This window comes from Pseudarthrobacter oxydans (assembly GCF_034258515.1).
GTDB lineage: Bacteria > Actinomycetota > Actinomycetes > Actinomycetales > Micrococcaceae > Arthrobacter.
In genome coordinates this window covers 2,365,576-2,387,036 of sequence record NZ_CP139438.1, presented here as the reverse complement: position 1 = coordinate 2,387,036, position 21,461 = coordinate 2,365,576, and the positions used below count along the sequence as shown (strand labels likewise).

21 protein-coding genes are annotated in these 21,461 nt (G+C 66.5%); 20 read left to right on the top strand and 1 reads right to left on the bottom strand.

From position 1 onward, the window contains the following. Window positions 1-78: 78 nt before the first annotated feature. Both aspS and SMD14_RS10775 read left to right on the top strand, forming a co-directional pair. Window positions 79-1,857, top strand: coding sequence for an aspartate--tRNA ligase (gene aspS / locus SMD14_RS10780; RefSeq protein WP_321213631.1), 1,779 nt, complete (start codon window positions 79-81; stop codon window positions 1,855-1,857). 122 nt (window positions 1,858-1,979) lie between these two features. Then, window positions 1,980-2,714, top strand: a complete 735-nt coding sequence (locus SMD14_RS10775) for a GNAT family N-acetyltransferase (protein ID WP_157243157.1) — start codon at window positions 1,980-1,982, stop codon at window positions 2,712-2,714. Here SMD14_RS10775 and SMD14_RS10770 read toward each other — a convergent pair whose 3' ends face one another. Then, the gene (locus SMD14_RS10770) at window positions 2,715-3,383 is read right to left on the bottom strand and encodes an acVLRF1 family peptidyl-tRNA hydrolase (RefSeq protein WP_157242065.1); all 669 of its coding nucleotides are present in this window, start codon (window positions 3,381-3,383) and stop codon (window positions 2,715-2,717) included. A gap of 70 nt (window positions 3,384-3,453) precedes the next feature. On the opposite strand from SMD14_RS10770, the gene SMD14_RS10765 reads away from it, so the two are divergent. The 18 genes from SMD14_RS10765 to SMD14_RS10680 all read left to right on the top strand — a co-directional run bounded on the left by SMD14_RS10765 (window position 3,454) and on the right by SMD14_RS10680 (window position 21,459). Beyond that, window positions 3,454-4,878, top strand: coding sequence for a replication-associated recombination protein A (locus SMD14_RS10765; protein WP_321213630.1), 1,425 nt, complete (start codon window positions 3,454-3,456; stop codon window positions 4,876-4,878). A 170-nt stretch (window positions 4,879-5,048) separates the two neighbouring features. Further along, window positions 5,049-5,675: a 30S ribosomal protein S4 gene (gene rpsD, locus SMD14_RS10760; protein WP_066276228.1), complete on the top strand. Its 627-nt coding sequence runs from the start codon at window positions 5,049-5,051 to the stop codon at window positions 5,673-5,675. 147 nt (window positions 5,676-5,822) lie between these two features. After that, window positions 5,823-6,197 carry a DUF948 domain-containing protein gene (locus SMD14_RS10755; protein ID WP_157242066.1) on the top strand — a complete coding sequence of 125 codons (375 nt, stop codon included), beginning with the start codon at window positions 5,823-5,825 and terminating at the stop codon, window positions 6,195-6,197. A gap of 17 nt (window positions 6,198-6,214) precedes the next feature. Then, window positions 6,215-6,457 carry a hypothetical protein gene (locus SMD14_RS10750; RefSeq protein ID WP_231754896.1) on the top strand — a complete coding sequence of 81 codons (243 nt, stop codon included), beginning with the start codon at window positions 6,215-6,217 and terminating at the stop codon, window positions 6,455-6,457. 169 nt (window positions 6,458-6,626) lie between these two features. After that, window positions 6,627-9,305 (top strand): alanine--tRNA ligase, encoded by a 2,679-nt coding sequence (alaS, locus tag SMD14_RS10745; protein ID WP_157242067.1) that lies wholly within the window; start codon window positions 6,627-6,629, stop codon window positions 9,303-9,305. Window positions 9,306-9,311: 6 nt separating this feature from the next. Beyond that, on the top strand, window positions 9,312-9,911 hold the full coding sequence (ruvX, locus tag SMD14_RS10740) for a Holliday junction resolvase RuvX (protein WP_321213629.1): 600 nt from the start codon (window positions 9,312-9,314) through the stop codon (window positions 9,909-9,911). Further along, window positions 9,908-11,626 (top strand): endolytic transglycosylase MltG, encoded by a 1,719-nt coding sequence (mltG, locus tag SMD14_RS10735; protein ID WP_321213628.1) that lies wholly within the window; start codon window positions 9,908-9,910, stop codon window positions 11,624-11,626. Before ruvX ends, mltG begins: the two co-directional genes overlap by 4 nt. After that, entirely contained in the window at window positions 11,623-12,483 is an 861-nt protein-coding gene (locus tag SMD14_RS10730; RefSeq protein ID WP_157242069.1) for a shikimate dehydrogenase, read from the top strand. The genes mltG and SMD14_RS10730 overlap by 4 nt, the downstream gene beginning before the upstream one ends. A gap of 26 nt (window positions 12,484-12,509) precedes the next feature. Then, window positions 12,510-13,709, top strand: coding sequence for a chorismate synthase (gene aroC / locus SMD14_RS10725; RefSeq protein ID WP_157242070.1), 1,200 nt, complete (start codon window positions 12,510-12,512; stop codon window positions 13,707-13,709). After that, on the top strand, window positions 13,710-14,276 hold the full coding sequence (locus SMD14_RS10720) for a shikimate kinase (RefSeq protein ID WP_321213627.1): 567 nt from the start codon (window positions 13,710-13,712) through the stop codon (window positions 14,274-14,276). Beyond that, entirely contained in the window at window positions 14,273-15,364 is a 1,092-nt protein-coding gene (aroB, locus tag SMD14_RS10715; RefSeq protein WP_321213626.1) for a 3-dehydroquinate synthase, read from the top strand. The genes SMD14_RS10720 and aroB overlap by 4 nt, the downstream gene beginning before the upstream one ends. Then, window positions 15,364-15,882, top strand: coding sequence for a tetratricopeptide repeat protein (locus SMD14_RS10710; protein ID WP_321213625.1), 519 nt, complete (start codon window positions 15,364-15,366; stop codon window positions 15,880-15,882). Before aroB ends, SMD14_RS10710 begins: the two co-directional genes overlap by 1 nt. 200 nt (window positions 15,883-16,082) lie before the next feature. Then, complete coding sequence (efp, locus tag SMD14_RS10705; RefSeq protein WP_321213624.1) at window positions 16,083-16,646, top strand: elongation factor P; 564 nt, start codon at window positions 16,083-16,085, stop codon at window positions 16,644-16,646. After that, on the top strand, window positions 16,646-17,056 hold the full coding sequence (nusB, locus tag SMD14_RS10700) for a transcription antitermination factor NusB (RefSeq protein WP_311217652.1): 411 nt from the start codon (window positions 16,646-16,648) through the stop codon (window positions 17,054-17,056). Before efp ends, nusB begins: the two co-directional genes overlap by 1 nt. Window positions 17,057-17,216: 160 nt before the next feature. Next, window positions 17,217-17,903: a GntR family transcriptional regulator gene (locus tag SMD14_RS10695; RefSeq protein ID WP_157243165.1), complete on the top strand. Its 687-nt coding sequence runs from the start codon at window positions 17,217-17,219 to the stop codon at window positions 17,901-17,903. Window positions 17,904-18,066: 163 nt separating this feature from the next. Next, window positions 18,067-19,068: a sugar phosphate isomerase/epimerase family protein gene (locus SMD14_RS10690; RefSeq protein ID WP_321213623.1), complete on the top strand. Its 1,002-nt coding sequence runs from the start codon at window positions 18,067-18,069 to the stop codon at window positions 19,066-19,068. Window positions 19,069-19,165: 97 nt separating this feature from the next. Then, window positions 19,166-20,944: a dihydroxyacetone kinase subunit DhaL gene (gene dhaL / locus SMD14_RS10685; protein WP_321213622.1), complete on the top strand. Its 1,779-nt coding sequence runs from the start codon at window positions 19,166-19,168 to the stop codon at window positions 20,942-20,944. Further along, window positions 20,941-21,459, top strand: coding sequence for a ribose-5-phosphate isomerase (locus tag SMD14_RS10680; RefSeq protein WP_157242074.1), 519 nt, complete (start codon window positions 20,941-20,943; stop codon window positions 21,457-21,459). Before dhaL ends, SMD14_RS10680 begins: the two co-directional genes overlap by 4 nt. The last annotated feature ends 2 nt before the right edge of the window (window positions 21,460-21,461 follow it).

Below are 21,461 nucleotides of genomic sequence, written 5' to 3'. Positions count from 1 at the left end.
CGAACGGAATCGTTCCTGCAACGATCCTATTGAACTTCCCGATCGACTTCCCGCTGTAACCCCGCAGAAAGGCGTGCTGTGCTGCGCACACATGACCTCGGATCCCTTCGTTCCGAGCACATTGGACAAACCGTAACCCTGGCCGGCTGGGTGGGCCGCCGTCGTGATCACGGTGGTGTGGCCTTCGTGGACCTGCGCGATGCTTCCGGCGTGGCCCAGGTTGTGGTCCGCGAGGAAGAAGTCTTCCACGGCCTGCGCAACGAGTATGTCCTGCAGGTCACCGGCACTGTCTCCAAGCGGCCCGAGGGCAACGAGAACCCTGCCCTGGCCACCGGCGGGATCGAGGTCATGGCGGACAAGGTGGTTATCCTCAACACCTCCGAGCCGCTCCCGTTCCAGATCGACGAGCATGTTGAAGTGGGCGAGGAAGCACGCCTGAAGCACCGTTACCTGGACCTGCGCCGGCCCGGTCCCGCCCGAAACCTCCGGCTGCGTTCCGAGGCAAACCGTGTGGCCCGCGACTTGCTGCACAAGGACGGCTTCGTGGAGGTTGAAACCCCCACCCTCACCCGGTCCACGCCCGAAGGCGCCCGCGACTTCGTGGTCCCGGCCCGCCTGGCACCGGGTTCCTGGTATGCCCTTCCGCAGTCCCCGCAGTTGTTCAAGCAGCTCCTGCAGGTGGGCGGCTTTGAGAAGTATTACCAGATTGCCCGCTGCTACCGCGATGAGGACTTCCGCGCCGACCGGCAGCCGGAGTTCACCCAGCTGGACATCGAAGCAAGCTTCGTGGACCAGGACGACATCATTGCCCTCGGCGAAAACATCCTCAAGGCCCTGTGGAAGCTGATCGACGTCGAGATCCCCACTCCCATCCAGCGGATCACCTACGCCGACGCCATGGCCCGGTACGGCTCGGATAAGCCCGACCTCCGTTTCGGCGTGGAGCTCACCGAACTGACCGGGTTCTTCAAGGACACCAACTTCGGTGTGTTCAAGGCGCCTTACGTCGGTGCCGTGGTGATGCCCGGCGGCGCCTCCCAGCCGCGCCGGACCTTGGATGGCTGGCAGGAATTCGCCAAGCAGCGCGGCCACAAGGGACTTGCCTATGTCCTGTTCAAGGAAGATGGCGAACTTGCCGGTCCGGTGGCCAAGAACCTGACCGACACGGAGCGCGCAGGCCTGGCAGACGCGGTCGGCGCCAAGCCCGGTGACTGCATCTTCTTCGCTGCCGGCGAGAAGCCTGCGGCACGGGCACTGCTCGGCGCTGCCCGGGTGGAAATAGGACATCGCACCGGCCTGATCGATCCCGCCGCCTGGGCCTTCTGCTGGGTGGTCGACGCGCCGATGTTCGAACCTGCGGCCGCGGCCGTTGCTTCAGGTGACGTGGCGGTGGGTGCAGGCAAGTGGACCGCCGTCCACCACGCCTTCACCTCGCCCAAGCCCGAGTTCCTGGAGACCTTTGACAAGGACCCGGAATCAGCGCTGTCGTACGCCTACGACATCGTCTGCAACGGCCACGAAATCGGCGGCGGATCCATCCGTATCCACGAGCGCGACGTCCAGGAACGGGTGTTCGAACTGATGGGCCTCGACCGGGAAGATGCCCAGACCAAGTTTGGGTTCCTGCTGGAGGGCTTCAAGTACGGTGCCCCTCCGCACGGCGGCATCGCCTTTGGCTGGGACCGCGTGGTGGCACTGCTGGCTGGGGTTGAGTCCATCCGCGACGTTATTGCCTTCCCCAAGACCGGCAACGGGTACGATCCCCTGACCGCCGCCCCCGCCCCGATCACGCCCCAGCAGCGCAAGGAAGCCGGTGTCGACTTCAAGCCGGAGTCCAAGCCGGCAGAGGGCAAGTAGGGCATTACCCCGTTTGGCCTGAAGGCCCTCCCGGATGGGAGGGCCTTCAGGCTTATCCGCAGACAGGAACCCCAGTGGTCCACAGCCTCCCGGGTCACCAGACCGGCGCCTTCGAGATACTCATGGATGCCGCCTGGCCTGCGGTTGAGCGCCGGGACACGGGGGAGTGGGTGCTCCGTGCTGCGGCCGGGGTCACGCAGAGGGCGAACTCGGTGTGGCCCCGGAACACTGCCGGGGAGCCCCTGGCAGCATTGCGCGAGGCGATGCAGTGGTACCGGGAGCGGCGGTTGCCGCTCATTTTCCAGATGACGGACACTCCCGCCAACGACGGGTTGAACCAGGTCCTGGACGCCCAAGGCTTCACCCGGCAGTCGGAAACGCTGATCATGTCCCGGCCTTCGGGGAACGGCTTCCCAGGTTCCGGAAGCGGACGGGTGGAGGTTCAGGACGCGCCGGACGAGGAGTGGCTGCACCTCTGGTGGAGCGTGGACGGCCGAGGCGGAGAGGGGGAGCGTGACACGGCGCGCGCCATCCTGACCGGATGCCCGTCGCTGTATGCCCTCGTAAGGGGCGACGACGGTGTCCCCGCCGCGGTAGGGCGCCTCGCCATGGTGCACGGCACGGGAGGAATCTATTGCATGGCCACATCCGCGTCGGGCCGCCGCCGGGGATATGCGACGGCGGTGCTCCAGGCCCTCCTTGCTGAGGGAGGCGCGCACGGAGTGGACAGGTTCTGGCTGCTGGTTACAGCCGCGAACCAAGCTGCCCGGCAGTTGTACAGCAAGGCGGGTTTTACGGAGTCGGGACGGTACATTTACCGCCAGCAGCGGCCGCGCAGGGCTCTCACGGGCTGTTGACTAGGACGGGTCTGAGACCTGGATCCGCACCGCACACGCATCGGCGGCGGTTTTCCTCAGCACCGAGGCCTTGGGATCCGGGACGTCGAGACAGGCCAGCCGGGGCAAGGCGGTATAGCCCTTCAGGGCCGGGTGCTCGAGGACAAGGCCGGCCAGGGTCCTGTCGCCCCCGGGAACCACGTATTCAAAAGATGCACTGCTGAACACGCGGCCGGCATGTTCGGCGACTGCCCCCACCAGCGCGTCTGCCTGGTTGCTCCGCCGGCGTGCGAAGCGCTGCTGCGACTGGCCGCCCGCGGCGGTCCGGGACTGCACATAGGTGGAGCCCACCTTGGAGGCCAGGACCACGCCCTCACTTACTACCGCTACGCCGTATCCTCCGCGCCGGACCAGCAGGAGGCCGAGCCTGCGCGGCTGGGACGCGAGGGACGCGAGCCGTTCAAGGGCATCCGCCCCACGGCCCGGCCGTCCGTCAACCGGCCACGGCGGCTGCAGCAATGCTTCGGTGCCGTCCGCGGCAATCAGCCGCAGTCCGTCGTCGTCATCCGTCATCCGGTACCCGCCGTGCGCAGCACCGAACCGCCCTGCCCATCCGGCCAGCCGGGCGCCGGGGACGAAAGCGGTCCGTACGGACGGCGGCCTGGCTCCGCCGGTGGCATGCACGGACATGGGTCAACCCTTCGCTGACGCGCGTGGCTTCCGGCGAAACCGGAAGGTGAACTGGAAGTAGCCTATCTATGTGGAAGATCTCTTCGGGCACGGGCCCGGCAATGATGACGACGACGGCGACAGTGCTGCACCTGCCGTCGGGCGGCCTGCCGGGGGAGGAGGCAGCGCTTCCCCCCGCGGCCCGCTCGCCGTCCGGATGCGTCCCCGCACCCTCGATGAGGTGGTGGGCCAGCAACACCTGCTGGGTCAGGGGTCACCCTTGCGCCAGCTCGCTGCCGGGGCGGGAGCGGACACAACCGGCCCGGCAGGACCCACGTCGCTCATCCTCTGGGGTCCTCCCGGGACCGGCAAGACCACCCTGGCGCACGTGATCGCCAGGGGACCGGGCCGGAAGTTCGTGGAACTCTCTGCCATCACTGCCGGCGTCAAGGACGTGCGGCGGGTGATGGACGACGCCCTCACCGCGAGGGACCTCTACAAGACCACCACCGTCCTGTTCCTCGACGAGATCCACCGCTTCAACAAAGCCCAGCAGGATGCCCTGCTGCCCGGCGTCGAAAACCGGTGGGTGGTCCTGGTGGCTGCCACCACCGAGAACCCCTCGTTTTCGGTCGTCTCGCCGCTTTTGTCCCGTTCCCTGCTGCTGACCCTCAAGCCACTGACCGATGCGGACATCGAGGGACTGATCCAGCGCGCCGTTGCAGATCCTCGCGGCCTGAACGGGAAAGTGGACCTCAATGAGGAAGCACTGGACCACCTCGTAAGGCTTTCCGGGGGTGATGCCCGCCGTGCCTTGACGGCCCTGGAAGCGGCAGCCGGGGTTGCGTTCGGGGATGCGGACGATGCAGGGGAAGGGCCTGTCGTCGTCGAACTCAAGCACACCGAGCGTGCCCTCGATGTTGCCGCCGTCCGTTACGACCGTGCCGGGGACCAGCACTACGACGTCATCAGTGCCTTCATCAAATCGATCCGCGGGTCTGACGTGGACGCAGCCCTCCACTACCTGGCGCGGATGCTGGAAGCGGGGGAGGACCCCCGCTTTGTGGCCCGAAGGATCGTGATCTCTGCGGCCGAGGACGTGGGGATGGCCGATCCCACTGCGCTGCAGACGGCAGTGGCAGCGGCCCAGGCCGTGCAGCTGATCGGGATGCCGGAGGGCCGCATCATCCTTGCCGAGGCCGTGGTGCACCTGGCCACCGCCCCGAAGTCCAACGCCGCCTACATGGGCATCAACAAGGCCATCGCCGACGTCCGGGCAGGCCTGGGGGACGGCATCCCCGCGCACCTGCGGGACGCGCACTATCCGGGTTCCAAACAGCTGGGCCACGGCGTGGGGTACAAATACGCCCACGATGCGCCGCACGGAGTAGCCGCCCAGCAGTATCCCCCGGACGACCTCGTGGGGAGGGACTACTACCAGCCCACGGCCAACGGCGCGGAGCGGGACATTGCGGTGCGCCTGGAGCGGCTGCGGAAGATTGTCCGGGGCAAGTAGCCGCCGTGGTAGGATAGATGTTTGTCTGGCAAGGCACGGACGCACAATCTCCCCAATTTACGTTGAGAAGGTTATGCCCTGTGCCCAGTAGCAAAAGGCAGCGGTTGGCCGATGCTCTCCATCGTGGAGGCCAGTAACACTGACACACCGCAGATATTGGAAGGACACAAGTGGCTAACAACACTCGTGCTCGCCGTCAGGCCCGCCTCTCGCGGTCCCTCGGCATCGCTCTGACCCCCAAGGCCGCCAAGTACATGGAGCGCCGCCCGTACGGCCCCGGTGAGCATGGCCGTGCCCGCAAGAAGCAGGACTCCGACTACGCCGTACGCCTCCGCGAAAAGCAGCGCCTGCGCGCCCAGTACGGCATCCGCGAAGCACAGATGACCCGTGCCTTCGAAGAGGCCCGCCGCACCAAGGGCCTGACCGGTGAAAACCTCATCGAACTGCTCGAAATGCGCCTTGACGCCCTGGTCCTGCGTGCCGGTTTCGCCCGCACCATCGCCCAGGCCCGCCAGCTGGTTGTGCACCGCCACATCATGGTTGACGGCGTCCGCGTTGACCGTCCGTCGTTCCGCGTCGGCGAGGGCCAGCTGGTCCACGTCCACAGCCGCAGCGAAACCATGGTCCCGCTCCAGGTTGCAGCAGCCGGCGCCCACCGCGACGTCCTGCCCGCCGTTCCGGCCTACCTGGACGTCAAGCTGGAGGCCCTGCAGGCACGCCTGGTCCGCCGCCCCAAGCGCTCCGAGGTCCCCGTGACCTGCGAAGAGCAGCTCGTCGTCGAATTCTACGCACGCTAAATTCCGGCAGCGTATCCAAAGAAGCCCGTGGCAAGCGCCGCGGGCTTCTTTGTATGTAAGGTACTTGGGGGACATCTGCGGAAACGCGTTTTGCTGACGCATCCGCTGATGACACGAACCACAGAATTTCGAGGAGATGAAACGTCTATGTCTGGTGGCGATATTGCCGGCCTGATCGCTGCCGGGGTGTTTGCGCTCCTGGTGCTGCTGCTCGCGGTGCCCATCGTGAAGCTGGGCAAGGTGTTTGACGAGGTGCGCACGGCCATCCGGTCCCTGAGCGACGGCGCCACGCCCCTGATGGACGAGGTCACGGCCACCGTGTCCACCACCAACCAGCAGCTGAAGAAAGTGGACGGTATCTCGTCCAACGTTTCGGACGCCTCGGCCAACCTGTCGGCGCTGTCCTCGCTGGTGGCCGCCACAGTCGGATCCCCGCTCATCAAGGTGGCCGCCTTCAGCTACGGTGTCCGCACCGCGTTTGCCAACCGCAAGAAACCCGCTGCCGGCCGCCGCAGCCGCTGAATTCCGGAGAACATAAAATGAAACGACTTGTCTGGATGGGAATCGGCGTGGCGATCGGAGTGATCGCCTTCCGCAAGGTGACCGAAGCGCAGGCCGGCATGCAGTCCGCGCTTGGCCCGGAGGGCCTCAACCGCGCGGTGAACCGGCTCGCTGACGGCGTCTACGACTTCGCCGATGCCGTCCGCGCAGGGATGCGTGAGCGCGAGACCGATCTTCGGGCCGCCCTCGGCGTCGAATCGGAAGACCTGGTCCGCCGCTGACCAGGCCCCGCAGTCCGGCACCACGCCGGCCCGCACCCTGCCGACCGCACGATGCGGCGGCACCAAACGTTATAACAACACCGGCGGGAACCGTACAGCTACGGGAACCGCACGCGAAAGAACCTCCGCGCCGGTCAGTGCGCGGAGCAAGAAGGGTACGTAACAGCTCATGAAGTCGCAGGAGATCACAAAGCGCTGGGTGGACTTTTTTGTCAGCAAGGGCCACACCGCGGTTCCCTCCGCATCGTTGGTTTCCAGCGACCCCTCGCTGCTGTTCACGGTTGCCGGCATGGTGCCGTTCATTCCCTACCTGACGGCCAGGGAGGAACCACCCTACTCGCGTGCCGTCAGCGTGCAGAAATGCATCCGCACCGGCGATATCGAGGAAGTGGGCAAGACTGCCCGCCACGGAACCTTCTTCCAAATGTGCGGCAACTTCTCCTTCGGCGATTACTTCAAGGAAGATGCCATCAAGTTCGCTTGGGAACTGCTCACCACGAGCGTTGACGACGGCGGCTACGGGCTTGCGCCGGAACGCCTCTGGGTGACCGTCTACGAAGAGGACGACGAAGCCAGGGAACTGTGGCTGAAGAACACCGGCGTCCCCGCGGAGCGCATCCAGAAAATGGGCAAGGCGGACAACTACTGGCACACCGGGCAGCCCGGCCCTGCCGGCCCCTGCTCCGAAATCTACTATGACCGCGGCCCCGCATACGGCGTCGAGGGCGGCCCGCTGGCGGACGAAACCCGCTACATCGAGATCTGGAACCTCGTGTTCATGCAGTACCAGATCGAAAACGTGCGTTCGAAGGAAGACTTCGACGTCGTGGGCGAGCTGCCCAAGCGCAACATCGACACCGGCCTGGGCATGGAGCGCCTGGCCATGATCCTGCAGGGCGTCGAGAACATGTACGAGACGGACCAGGTCCGCCCCGTCATCGACAAGGCCGCCGAACTCTCCGGCAGGGAGTACACCTCCGCCGAGTCCGACGACGACCCGCACCACACGGACGACGTGCGCATGCGCGTGGTCGCCGACCACGTCCGCTCGGCGCTGATGCTCATCTCCGACGGCGTGACCCCCTCCAACGAGGGCCGCGGCTACGTCCTGCGCCGGCTCATCCGCCGTGCCGTCCGCTCCATGCGCCTCCTCGGCGTGGAACAGGCATGCCTGCCTGAGCTCCTGCCGGCCTCCCGCGACGCCATGAAGGGCGTCTACCCCGTGGTTGACACCGACTTCGCCCGGATCAGCCGCATCGCCTACGCGGAGGAGAAGGCCTTCCTGCGCACCATCGCTTCCGGCACTGCCCGGCTGGAGGACGCCGTCAAGGTGTCCAAAGCGGCCAACAAGCCGCTGTCCGGCGAGGACGCCTTCACCCTGCACGACACCTACGGGTTCCCCATCGACCTGACCCTGGAAATGGCCGAAGAAGCCGGGCTCAAGGTGGATGAGGCAGCGTTCCGCAGCCTCATGCAGGAACAGCGCCAGCGCGCCCAGGCGGATGCCAAGGGCAAGAAGGGCGGCCACGCCGACCTCAGCGCGTTCCAGGACATCCTGGCCCAGGGCGAGACGGTCTTCACCGGCTACACGGAGCTCGACGGCGAATCCCGGGTCCGCGGCATCCTCACGGGCGGCCGCCCGGTCCAGCAGGCCTCCACGGGTGACGAGATCGAGCTGGTGCTCTCCGAGACCCCGTTCTACGCGGAAGCAGGCGGCCAGGCCGCAGACACGGGCCTCATCACCGGTGACGGATTCGTCGTCGAGGTCCTTGACGTGCAGCGGCCCCTGAAGGGCCTGAGCGTGCACAAGGCGATCGTGCGCGAAGGCGAAATCGGGTCCGACTCGCTGGTCCGCGCCGCCGTCGACCGTGAACGCCGGCACGCCGCCGAGCAGGCACACACCGGCACGCACATTGTGCACGCGGCGCTCCACCAGATCCTCGGCCCCGAAGCCACGCAGCGCGGTTCTTACAACAAGGCCGGCTACCTGCGCTTCGACTTCGCCTGGGGCGAAGGCCTGAGCACGGCCACCCGGTCCGAGATCGAGGAAGTCTCCAACCTGGCCATCCGGAACAATTTCCGGGTGGAGACCAAGGTGATGGGACTGGCGGAGGCCAAGGCCCTGGGCGCCATGGCACTGTTCGGTGAAAACTATGGCAGCGAAGTACGCGTGGTGGAGATCGACGGCGCCTGGTCCCGCGAGCTGTGCGGCGGCACCCACGTGCCCAACACTTCCCTGATCGGCAGCCTTTCGCTGCTGGGCGAGCAGTCCGTGGGGTCGGGAAACCGCCGCGTGGAGGCCTTCGTGGGCATGGATGCGTTCCGCCACCTGGCCGCCGAACGCGCCCTGGTGACCGAGCTGACCGAGCTCCTCAAAGTGCCCTCGGGCCAGCTGGCCGACCGGATTTCCGCCACCCTCGCCAAACTCAAGGCCACGGAGAAGGAGCTGGACCGCCTCCGCAAGGAGCAGTTGGCCGCCTCGGCCGCACAGCTGGTCAGCAGCGCCAAGGACGCGGCCGGCGTGAGCGTCATCGCCCATGATGCCGGCCAGGTCAGTGGCGCGGACGATCTTCGCGGCCTGGCGCTGGACCTGCGCAACCGTCTCGGCTCGGCAGCGGCGACTGTGGCCGTTGCCGGCGTTGCGAACGACCGTCCCATGATCCTGGTGGCCACCAATGAAGCCGCCAGGGAGGCCGGGGTCAAGGCCGGCGCGCTCGTTCGCCTCGCCGCGGGTGTCCTCGGCGGCGGAGGCGGCGGCAAGGACGACGTCGCCCAGGGCGGCGGCACCGACGCCGGCAAGGTCGGCCCGGCACTGGCGGCGGTTGTTGACGCCATTACGCGGCGCTAACCACCCATGACCAATCCTGCAGCTGCCGGCGCCTACCCCCAGGGCATCAAACTGGGGGTGGACGTCGGCACGGTCCGGGTGGGGGTTGCCATCTGCGACCGCGACTCGATCCTGGCAACGCCCTACAAAACACTGGACCGCAACGCCAGGAAAAACTCCGACGTCAGGGTCATCGCAAACCTGGTCGAGGAGCTCGGCGCCGTGCAGGTGATCGTGGGGCTGCCCCGCACCCTCAAGGGTGAGGAAAGGGCGTCCGCCAAGATGGCCGTGGACTACGCCCGGCTGCTTGCCGGCGAACTGGCTGCCCGTGCTGTGGACGTCCCGGTTAACCTTGTGGACGAACGGTTGAGCAGCGTGACCGCGCACCGCAACCTGCATGAAGCTGGCATGAGCAGCAGGAATCACCGTAAAGTAGTTGATCAGGTCGCGGCGGCGGGTATCCTTCAGCACGCCATCGACATGCAGAAAGCCAGGGGAGCGGACGTCGGCTCACGCGTGACGCCGCCGCCCCCTTCCGTGGACCTGGGAGGCAGCGGGCAGAATGACACTGTGCGCGCCGCCCCCGGCGAAACGGCCCAATCTTCAGATAATGGAAGGCAACAGTGAGCCCTGCCAACATTGACGACGCTTCCAGCCCACTGGACGCCGGAGCAGCACGACCGCTGACCCGCAAGGAACTCCGTGCAAGGGAAAAAACCTTCAACACCGGAGGCCAGGACGCGGTGCCCGAGCAGGCCTACGAGACCGGCCACGACATTCCGCCGCAGCCTTCGGAACCTCCCGTGGCACCCGAGCCGCACCCCCTGCCTAAGGACGAAGCATTGCGGAACGAAGCTGGACCCCAGGAAGCGGCACCGCAGGAAACACCGGTAGAACAGCCCGTTCCGGCTGCTCCCCTCACTCCGCCGTCCATCCAGGACATCCCCCGGGAAGAGGCACATCACAACGAAGACTTCCGTGGGGACGCCAACTATGAAGAAGCCGGCCGGCATGACGGGCTTCAGGCCCACGAGGCACCCGTTTTTTCAGGAGCGCCCGCCTTCGGAGCCCACCAGCACGGAACTGGAACGCATTACGACGACGAGCCGCACTTCCCGGACGGGGCCGCCTACCCTGCAGCGCACCACGCGGATCACTATCACGATGGCCACTACGACCAGGAGCACTACGGTGACGCCCACTACGCCGAGGGGCACGACGACGGCGCGCACCATCACGAATTCCTTCCCGCCCCGTCGACGGCAGCGGTAGTGGCCAAACCGTCCAAGAAGGTGCGCCGCCGCAGGCGGATGCTGGCACTGTTCCTTACCCTTGCCGTCTTCGTCACGGCCGTGGCAGTCGGCGCGCAGTTCCTGAAGCCGTTGCTTGGCAGCGACAAGCCCGCCGACTTCCCGGGCCCGGGGACGGGCGAAGTCGTGGTGACCGTCGAGAACGGCGAAGGCACCCGGTCCGTCGCTGCGAAGCTGGAAAACGAACGCGTGGTGGCGAATGCGGACACCTTCCTCCAGAGCTTCAGCGCATCCGGGGGAACACTGGCTCCGGGGGACTACACGTTCAAGAACGAGATGAAGAATTCCGACGCCGTAAACGTCCTGCTGGGCAAGGACCAAACCAAGGTCATCTACTTCGCCCTCAGTGCCGGCCTGCGCGTGGGCGAGTCCCTGCAGGCAATTTCGCAAGGTTCCGGAATTTCCATCCAGGACCTGCAGGCGCTCAGCAACCAGCCGGCCCAGTTCGGGCTGCCGGCCACCGCAAAAAACCTTGAGGGCTACCTGGCTCCGGGTGAACACCGTTTCCCCCTTGGTACCCCGGCAAAGGACATCCTCCAGGCCCTGGTTAAGATCACAACCGACGAACTTGTGTCGCAGGGCATCACGGACCCGGCCAAGCAGTACGAGGCCGTGATCGTGGCCAGCATTGTCCAGGCCGAAGGCGGCCAGGCGGAGTACGGGGACGTGGCAGGTGCCATCTACAACCGGCTCAAGCCCAACGACCAGACCGGAGGTTTCCTGCAGGTGGACTCGGCGGTGACGTACGGCCTGGGCACCAAGAGCTACAACTTCACGGACGAACAGCGCCAGGACAAGTCCAACCCGTACAACACCTATGCGAATCCCGGACTGCCCCCGGGACCCATCGGCTCTCCGGGAAAGACGGCCATTGATGCTGCCGCCAGGCCGAAGACGAACGACTACCTGTACTGGGTCACCATCAACCTGGACACCAAGGAGACCAAGTTCTCCAGGACGCTGGCCGAGCACAACGGGTACGTCGAGCAGTACAACGCCTGGTGCGCGGCGAACGCCGGACGCTGCACATGAGCCTTCGGGCTGCCGTCCTGGGCCACCCGATCAGCCACTCGAAGTCGCCGGCACTGCATCTTGCTGCCTACGGCCGGCTGGGCGTCGGCATCAGCTACACGGCGATTGACGTCACCGAGCAGTTGCTGCCGACGCTGATGCGGCAGATCCGCGACCAGCCGGGCTGGCGCGGCCTGTCCGTCACGATGCCCTTGAAGACGGCGATGCTCGGGCAGGTGGATGAGGTCCGCGGCGTTGCCGGGATCCTGGGTGTGGTCAACACGGTGTCCTTCGAGGACCACGACGGCGGCCGGAAGATCGTTGGATCGAACACCGATGTTGCCGGGATCGTCAACGCCCTGCGGCATGCCGGGACGGGGCCAGCCCCCGCCGCCGTCATCCTCGGCGGCGGGGGAACAGCGGCCTCTGCCATCGCGGCGCTGAAGGAGCTTGGGACCGGCCACGTCCAGGTCTTCGTCCGGGACACCTCCAGGACCGGGGAGGTCCGCTCCGCCGCCGCAAGCCTGGGCATGGACCTGGACATCCGCCGCCTGGCTGACGCGGTGCACCCAACGGCCGCCGCCGACGTCGTCATCTCCACCCTGCCACCGCGGGCCGCGGACGGGCTGGCGGCCGAAATAGCGGAGTTGAAAACGGCCACTACCGGCGTGCTGCTGGATGTTGCCTACGATCCCTGGCCCAGCCTGGTCGCCTCGGTGTGGCAGGCAGGCGGCGGCACCGTGGTGCCCGGCCTGGAGATGCTGCTGTACCAGGCAGTGGAACAGGTACGCCTTTTTACCCGTCGCGGCGATGACGTCAATGCCGCCGTCATAGATGTGATGTGCGCCTCAGTCGGCCTTCCCCGACGCGCTTTGTAACCGCCCGCCGTGGCAGGATGGAAGATATGTTGCGTTGGTTGACTGCCGGTGAATCCCATGGTCCGGCTCTGATGGGAATTATTGAAGGCGTCCCCGCCGGTGTGGAAATCACCAGCGGGCACATCGCAGACTCCTTGGCACGCCGCCGGCTGGGCTATGGCCGTGGCGCGCGCATGAAGTTCGAGCAGGACGTCGTCACCATCCTCGGCGGCGTCCGCCACGGCCTCACCCAGGGCGGCCCGGTGGCCATCCAGGTGGGCAATACAGAGTGGCCCAAGTGGGAACAGATCATGTCGGCGGATCCTGTGGATCCGGACCTGCTCGCGGACCAGGCACGCAACGCGCCGCTGACCCGCCCCCGGCCCGGCCACGCCGATTTCACCGGGATGCAGAAGTACGGCTTCGCTGAGGCACGTCCTGTCCTGGAGCGGGCAAGCGCGCGCGAGACCGCCACCCGCGTTGCCATGGGCACCGTTGCGGCACAATTCCTCAAGCACCTCGGCATCGAGCTGGTCAGCCACACAGTCAGCATTGCCACTGTCGCAGTCCCGGAAGGACGTCCCCTTCCGGTGCCCGCGGATGTCATTGCGCTGGACGCCGACCCGCTCCGCTGCTTCGACCGCGAAACCTCCGATGCGATGGTCGCCGAGGTGGACGCCGCCCACAAGGAAGGCGAAACCCTGGGCGGCGTGGTGGAAGTCCTCGCCTACGGACTCCCGCCAGGACTGGGCAGCTACGTGCACTGGGACCGGCGCCTGGATTCCCGCCTTGCCGCCGCACTGATGGGCATCCAGGCCATCAAGGGCGTGGAGGTCGGCGACGGCTTCCTGACGGCCGCGCGCCGCGGCTCCGCCGCCCATGACGAAATCGTCCGGGATGCTGACGGCCGCATTGTCCGCACCAGCAACCGTGCCGGCGGCATCGAGGGCGGCATGAGCATCGGAGACGTCCTGCGCGTCCGGGCCGCCATGAAGCCCATCGCCACGGTGCCGCGCGCCCTCAAGACCATCGACGTCAGCACCGGGGAGCCTGCAAAGGCGCACCACCAGCGTTCGGACGTCTGTGCGGTTCCGGCCGCCGGTGTGGTGGCAGAGGCAATGGTGGCGCTGGTCCTCGCCGAGGCCGTCACCGAAAAGTTCGGCGGCGACTCCGTCGCGGAGACCGCACGCAACATCAAGGGTTACCTGGACAACATTCCGGCGTCCCTGGACTCGATCGGCCAGTAAGTGCCCCACCGCAGCAAAACCGGACCCTCAGGCCGGCCCATTGTCCTGATCGGGCCCATGGCGGTGGGCAAGTCGGCCATCGGGCAGCAGCTTGCCCATCAGCTCGGCGTCCCGTTCGTGGACACCGACGCCGTGATCGTGGCCGGCCATGGATCGATTTCGGATATATTTGCCGGGCGCGGTGAACATGCGTTCCGTGAGATCGAAGCACGGACGGTAGCCGACGTCGTCGAAGCGGCGGACCAGACCGTCGCGGTGATCTCCCTCGGCGGCGGCGCGGTATTGGACTCCGGCACTCAGCAGCTGATCAGCCGCTGTACCGTGGTGTACCTCGAATGCGACGCGCAAACAGTGGCCGGCCGCATCGCCCGGAACTCCGGGCGCCCGCTGCTGGCCGGGGACGCGATGGGCCGCTGGACCGCAATGTTCGCCACCCGCAAGCCAGTCTATGAGCGGCTGGCTGACCTCACCCTGGACGTGCGCCACGGCTCGGTTTCCGAGCTGGGCGCGCGGCTCGAAGCAGCACTGCGGGACTACGCAGCTGCCAAACAGGAAGTTGAAAAGTGACCACCGAATCAACAGTCATCAGTGTCACAGGCAGTTCCGCCGCCGAGAATTACGACGTCGTCGTGGGGCGGGGGCTGCTGGGTGACCTTCCGGGGCTGCTGGGGGAGCGGGTACGGCGCGTGCTGGTCATCCATCCGCGCGCCTTGCGGCTTACCGGCGACACCGTCCGCGACGAGCTGGCCGCCGCCGGTTTCACCTCCCTGACCGCGGAAATCCCGGACGCCGAAGAAGGCAAGCACATCCAGGTGGCCGCCTTCTGCTGGCAGGTCCTGGGGCAGAACGACTTCACCCGGTCCGACGCCATCGTTGCCGTCGGCGGAGGCGCGGTCACGGATGTCGCCGGCTTCGTTGCAGCCACCTGGCTGCGCGGCGTCAAGGTCATCCACATGCCCACCAGCCTGCTCGCCATGGTGGACGCCTCCGTGGGCGGGAAGACGGGGATCAACACCGCCGAAGGCAAGAACCTGGTGGGCGCATTCCATCCTCCCGCGGGCGTGCTGGCCGATCTGGACACCCTCAACTCGCTGCCCCGCAACGAGATGGTTTCCGGCATGGCGGAGGTCATCAAGTGCGGTTTCATCGCCGATCCCGCCATCCTCGACCTCGTGGAAAAGGACACGGCCGCTGTGGTGGATCCGCAGTCTGACGTCCTCCGGGAGTTGATCGAGCGGGCCATCGCCGTTAAGGCCAAGGTGGTTTCCGAGGACCTCAAGGAATCCGGTTTGCGGGAAATCCTGAACTACGGGCACACCCTCGGGCATGCCATCGAACTCGTCGAACGCTACTCGTGGCGTCACGGCGCCGCTGTCTCGGTTGGCATGATGTTCGCTGCCGAGCTCGCCCGCAGCGTGGGCCGCCTCAGCGATGCCGACGCCGACCGGCACCGGACCGTCCTTGAGAGCCTCGGCCTCCCGGTTACTTACCGGCGGGACCGTTGGCAAGCCCTCCTTGACGGAATGCGGCGCGACAAGAAGTCACGCGGTGACCTGCTGCGCTTTGTTGTTTTGGACGGCGTGGCAAAGCCCGGAATCCTTGACGTCCCGGACACCTCCCTGCTGTTCGCCGCATATCAGGAAATTGCTTCCTGATGCAGGGGGACATGCAAGGAACAGCAGACTGGCCCGAGGCCGGTTTTCCGGGTATCCGGATCAACCCGGAATCGCTGCTGCCGGAGATTGTGAACGAGGACGCCTGCCGGGAGGCGCTGGCGGTATCCAGCGATCCGGCAGACCATATTTTCGTTCTCCTGGTGGAGGGGCACGCCTCCGAAGCCGCCGAACTGCTGGCCGAAGCCCGGTTCAAGGACCCCGAATCCTTCCGGCTGCGGACCTTCGAGGCTGAGGTGCTGCGGGTTTCAAACCGCCTTGACCGTGCCGTGGAGCTGTTCCGCCAGCTCCTGGCCGAAGTGCAGGGGACGCCGCGGGAGGCCCTCGTGTGGCAGTTCCTGGGAAAGACCCAGTACAGTGCCGGCCAGATGTCAGCAGCTGTTGAATCGTTCGCGCGCGCACTCGACCTGCGCGTGGCGCAGTCCGCCGATGCGGCCCAGATCTACTCGTCCACCGTGGCGTTGCAGCGTGCCCGGGATGTCCTGGACCTGGCCTGCTGATACCGGCAGCGGATCGGTGCAGCTGCCCTCCGGCAGCCGCCTGAAGCCGCAGCCGGGAAGCGCACCGGATTAACCCGGTAGAATGGTTCTTGAATTTTTAACCACCCGATTTTTGACAAACACGCGCCGGCAGTCCGTTTGGGTTGCCTGCCCGGCATACAACGTCTGACAACGCGACCAGACAGAGACCAGAGGAAACAGTGGCAACCACTAACGACATCAAGAACGGAACGGTCCTGAAGCTCGAGGGCCAGCTCTGGAACATCATCGAATTCCAGCACGTCAAGCCAGGCAAGGGCGGTGCGTTCGTGCGCACCAAGATGCGCAACGTGATGTCCGGCAAGGTCGTGGACAAGACGTTCAACGCCGGGCTCAAGATCGAGACCGCAACGGTTGACCGCCGTGACTACCAGTACCTGTACCAGGACGGCGCCGACTTCGTGTTCATGGACACCTCGGACTTCGACCAGATCACTGTCTCCGGCGCAACGGTAGGCGATGCCACCAACTTCATGCTCGAGAACCAGATGGTCAACATCGCCATTCACGAGGGCACCCCGCTGTACATCGAACTCCCGCCCAGCGTCGTGCTGGAAATCACCTACACCGAGCCGGGCCTGCAGGGCGACCGCTCCTCCGCAGGCACCAAGCCCGCAACCCTGGAAACCGGGTACGAGATCCAGGTTCCGCTGTTCATTGAAAACAACACCAAGGTCAAGGTAGACACCCGCGACGGCAGCTACCTGGGCCGGGTCACTGAGTAGTGAGCGCACGCGGTAAAGCCCGTAACAGGGCACTGGACGTTCTTTTCGAAGCTGAGCAGCGCTCGGTTTCGGCCTTTGACGTGATCCGCTCCCGGCGGGAAAAGACCGACCAGGTAATCAACCCGTACACCATCGAAATCGTTGAGGGCGTGCTGTCCCAGCAAACCGCCATCGACGAGTTCCTGGAGACGTACTCCCAGGGCTGGAGCCTTGAGCGGATGCCGTCGGTGGACCGCATCATTTTGCGCATCGGCACTTGGGAACTCCTGTACAACGACGATATTCCGGACGGCGTGGCGGTGAGCGAAGCGGTGGCGTTGGCCAAGACGCTTTCCACTGACGAGTCGCCCCAATTCATCAACGGTCTCCTGGGCCGGCTTCAGCAGCTGAAGCCTTCCCTGCTCGCATAGCCAAACTGACAAGCCCCGTCCCGGCAAGCCTGGACGGGGCTTTTCGGTGCCTAGCCTGCCCGCGGGGCCGCGGCCGGGTGGCAGGTCCCGGATCGTTGGAACCCTATAGGATCTGAACATGCAGAAAGCCCCCCAGGACAACGGGCCCCGGCCGGAGGACATGGCGACGGCCCGCCGGCCCGGCCGCGCTGTCAACCGCCAGGTGCTCGCCGACCACGTCTACGCGGAACTCCTGGCGTCCCTTATGGACGGCCGCCTGGCGCCGGGAGCCGTGGTCAGCATTGACGGCACCGCCCGGGACCTCGACGTTTCGCCCACGCCTGTCCGCGAGGCGCTGGCGAGGCTGGAGCACACGGGCATGGTCCGGAGGGTGGCCCTCAAGGGGTACCGGGTGGCTCCGGTCTTCACAAGGGAGGACTTCGCCGAGCTCATGGAGGCGCGGCTGGCTATCGAACCCGTGAACGCCAAGCTGGCCTGTGAACGGATCGGCCAGAAGGGCCTGGCCGAACTGGAAACCGCGGTGGAGGACCTGAAGGCCGCTCCAAGGGGCCCGTCCTTCGCCGAGTTCAAGGACTACCTGGAAGCGGACGAGCGTTTTCACCAGCTCATCGCCCGGCACACCGGCAACCAGTTCATGGAAGCCGCCTATGCGTCCCTCGGCGGCCAGATCCAGCGGTTCAGGCTCTTCGGGGGAGTGGGAATTACCGACGCCGACAGTGCAATCGCCGAACACCAGGCTGTCCTGAAGGCCCTTGCATCGGGCAACCCCGGCACGGCGGAGGCCGCGATGGCCGAGCACATCCGGCAGGTCCGTGCGCGTGCCATGGCTGACGCCCCGCCAGGCTGAACCAGCCCTCCCGCCCAACTAGGTAGCGCCAAGTGTCGTTTTGAACCGCCAAAACGACACTTGGCGCTACTTAGTTGGGTTGCCCCCGCCTTTGTGTGACCTTGACAACACCCCGTTAATAATAAATCCTATAGGAAAGAGGATCTAGCAAGGGAGCTACACCATGGCGTACACAGCCGACAACTGGCCCATCACTGCAGCACTGCTGCAGTTTCCGGCAACAGACGCCCGGGGTGTCCACGTGAACGACGCGGAAGCCTCCGTCTGGGCCGGCGTCCTGTCCGAGGTGAAGGAGGCCGGCTTCGCCAATGCCGACCTCACGGACAGCTGGGTCCGGCCGGGCGATCTGAGCCAGGGGCGCCTGGCCGAGTTCAAGGAGGCCGCGGACGCTGTTGGGATCGGCGTACCGGTCATCTCGGCTATCCGCCGCAGCGTCATCGAAGAAGGCAGGTGGGAAGAAAACCTGGCCTACAGCCACCGCACCATTGACGCCGCAGCAGCGCTGGGCTGCGAGGTTGTCTCCTTTGGACTCCACCAGGCCATCACGGCGGAGCAGCAGAAGCAGCTGTGGTTCTGGACGGTGGAAGGCTACAAGGACCCCGAAGGCAACAGGGAAGCGTGGAACAACGCCGTGACGCGCCTCCGTGAACTGGGCCGGCACGCGGCCGAGGTGGGCGTCCTGCTGTCCCTGGAAATGTACGAGGACACGTACCTGGGCACCGCCGACTCCTCCGTGAAGATGGTCCAGGACATCGGCCTCGCCAACGTCGGCCTCAACCCGGACCTCGGCAACCTCATCCGGCTGCACCGGCCCATCGAGGACTGGCGCGAGATGGTGGCCAAGACCCTGCCGTACTCCAACTACTGGCACATGAAGAACTACATCCGGGACGAGGACACGGCCCGCGACATGTATGTCGCCATGCCGGCACCCATGGAGAGCGGCCTCATCAACTACCGCGAGGCCTTCAAAGTCGCCTTGTCCGTGGGCTTCCAGGGCATCCTTTGCACCGAGCACTACGGCGGCGACGGACTGAGCGTCACCGCCAGCAACCAGGACTACCTCCGCCGCCACGTCCTCCCCAAGACCGACGGCTACGCACTCGGGCAGAGCCGGGTGGCGCAGGGGAGGCAGCTGCCCGCCCCGGAACTCAGCAGCGTCTGATCCATGGCGCCTGGTGCGGCCGGCATGCATTCGGTGGCGGCCGCACCAATTCAGACTCCCGGCTTTACTTCTCCAACTCGGATTCAATGAGGAAACCATGACCCAGATCTTCGACAACCCCGCTGATTTCGCGGATGAGGCACTGGACGGCTTTGTGGCAGCCAACCGCGGGTACGTCGCCCGGGTGGACGGCGGCGTGGTCCGCTCCACCGAGGTGCCCGCCGGCCAAGTGGCCCTGGTGGTGGGCGGCGGATCCGGCCACTACCCGGCCTTCGCAGGCCTCGTGGGACCGGGCCTCGCCACGGGCTCCGCCTGCGGCAACATGTTCGCTTCCCCGGCAGCCGGCCAGGTCTACCGGGTGGCCAAGGCCGCCAACGCGGGCGGGGGCGTGCTGCTGAGTTACGGCAACTACGCCGGCGACGTGCTCCACTTCGGCCAGGCCCAGCTGCGGCTCAACGCCGAAGGCATCGAAACCCGCACCGTCCTGGTCACGGACGACATCGCCAGCGCTCCGCTGGACCAGATCGAGAAGCGCCGCGGCATTGCCGGGGACCTGACGGTCTTCAAAATTGCCGGCGCCGCGGCCGAAGCAGGACTGGACCTCGGCGCCGTCGAACGCCTGGCCATCCGGACCAACTACCGCACCCGTTCCCTGGGCGTGGCCTTTGACGGCTGCACGCTGCCGGGAGCGGACGCGCCGCTGTTCCACGTGCCCGCCGGGCAGATGTCGCTGGGCCTCGGCATCCACGGCGAGCCGGGCATCTCCGAACACCCCATGCCCACCGCCTCCGAACTCGCCGAACTGCTGGTCTCCAGGCTCCTGGCGGACAAGCCCGACGACGCCGGGAACCGTGTGGTGGCCATCGTCAACGGCCTGGGCACGGTCAAGTACGACGAGCTGTTCCTGCTTTTCGGGAAGATCGAAAAGCTCCTCACCGCCGCCGGCCTGACGGTGGTGGAGCCCGAGTGCGGCGAGCTGGTCACCAGCCTGGACATGTCCGGACTCTCCCTCACCCTGCTCTGGCTGGACGACGAGCTGGAGCGGTACTGGGCCGCACCTGCCGACACCCCCGCCTTCCGCAAGGGCAACCTGGCTCCGCGGGCCCGCCGTGAGCTGGCCGGACCGGAAGACGCCGTGGCCGGTGAAGCGGAGAACACGACGGCGGCAGCAGCCGAGCTGGGCCGGCTGGCCGCCGCCGTGCTCGCCCAGGTGCAGGGCGTCGTCGTCGAGCATGAAGAGGAACTGGGGAACCTGGACGCCATCGCGGGCGACGGCGACCACGGCATCGGCATGCGCCGCGGCGTGGACGCGGCAGCGGCGGCCGCGGCTGAAGCAGCGGCTGCCGGAGTTTCCGTGGAGCGCGTGCTGACGTCGGCCGGGGAGGCCTGGAGTGAACGTGCCGGCGGCACCTCCGGTGCGTTGTGGGGATCAGCCGTGATTGCGGCCGGGCTCGCGCTCGGCAACAAGGACTCGTACCGCGGCGGCGACGCGGCCGCTGCCGTGACCGCGTTCGTGGATGCCATCACCGGACTGGGCGGGGCTGAACCTGGCGACAAAACCATGGTGGACGCGCTGCTTCCCTACCAGGAGGCTTTCCGGGCAGCGTTCGACGGCGGCACGCAGGTCAAGGGGGCACTGGCGGCGGCGGCCGCTGCTGCCCGGGAGGCGGCCGATGCCACGGCTTCCCTCCGACCGCTCAAGGGCCGTGCCCGGCCCCTGGCGGAGAAGAGCCTGGGGCATCCCGACCCCGGAGCCGTATCCTTCGGCCTCATCGCCTCCCGCATAGCACGCTATGCCGAATCCGGCACAGCCGACAACCCACTGACTGATTCCCGGCTGGCCGCTTCCGCGGCCGGAAATGGAGCACAAGAATGAGCGCAGGACAGAACACAGGACAGAATCCCGGACAGGGCGCGGCAGCAGGGTGGCGCATCGTCATTGGCAACGATGAAGCCGGGGTCGAGTACAAGAATGCCCTGAGGGCGCTGCTCGAGGCAGACAGCCGCGTGGCGTCCGTCGTCGACATCGGCGTAGGGGCGAACGACTCGACCGCGTACCCGCACGTGGCCGTGGACGCCGCCCGCAAGGTGGCAGACGGTGAGGCAGACCGCGCCCTGCTGATCTGCGGTACCGGCCTGGGGGTGGCCATCGCGGCCAATAAGGTCCCGGGCGTCCGTGCGGTTACGGCCCACGACGGCTACTCCGTGGAACGTTCGGTCCTGAGCAACAACGCCCAGGTCCTCACCATGGGCCAGCGCGTCATCGGCCTCGAACTGGCCAAGAAGCTGGTGGGCGAATGGCTCGACTACCGCTTCGATGAGACTTCAGCCTCCGCCGCCAAGGTGGACGCCATCTGCTCCTATGAGCCCGACTACACGAAGGCAGTCTGACC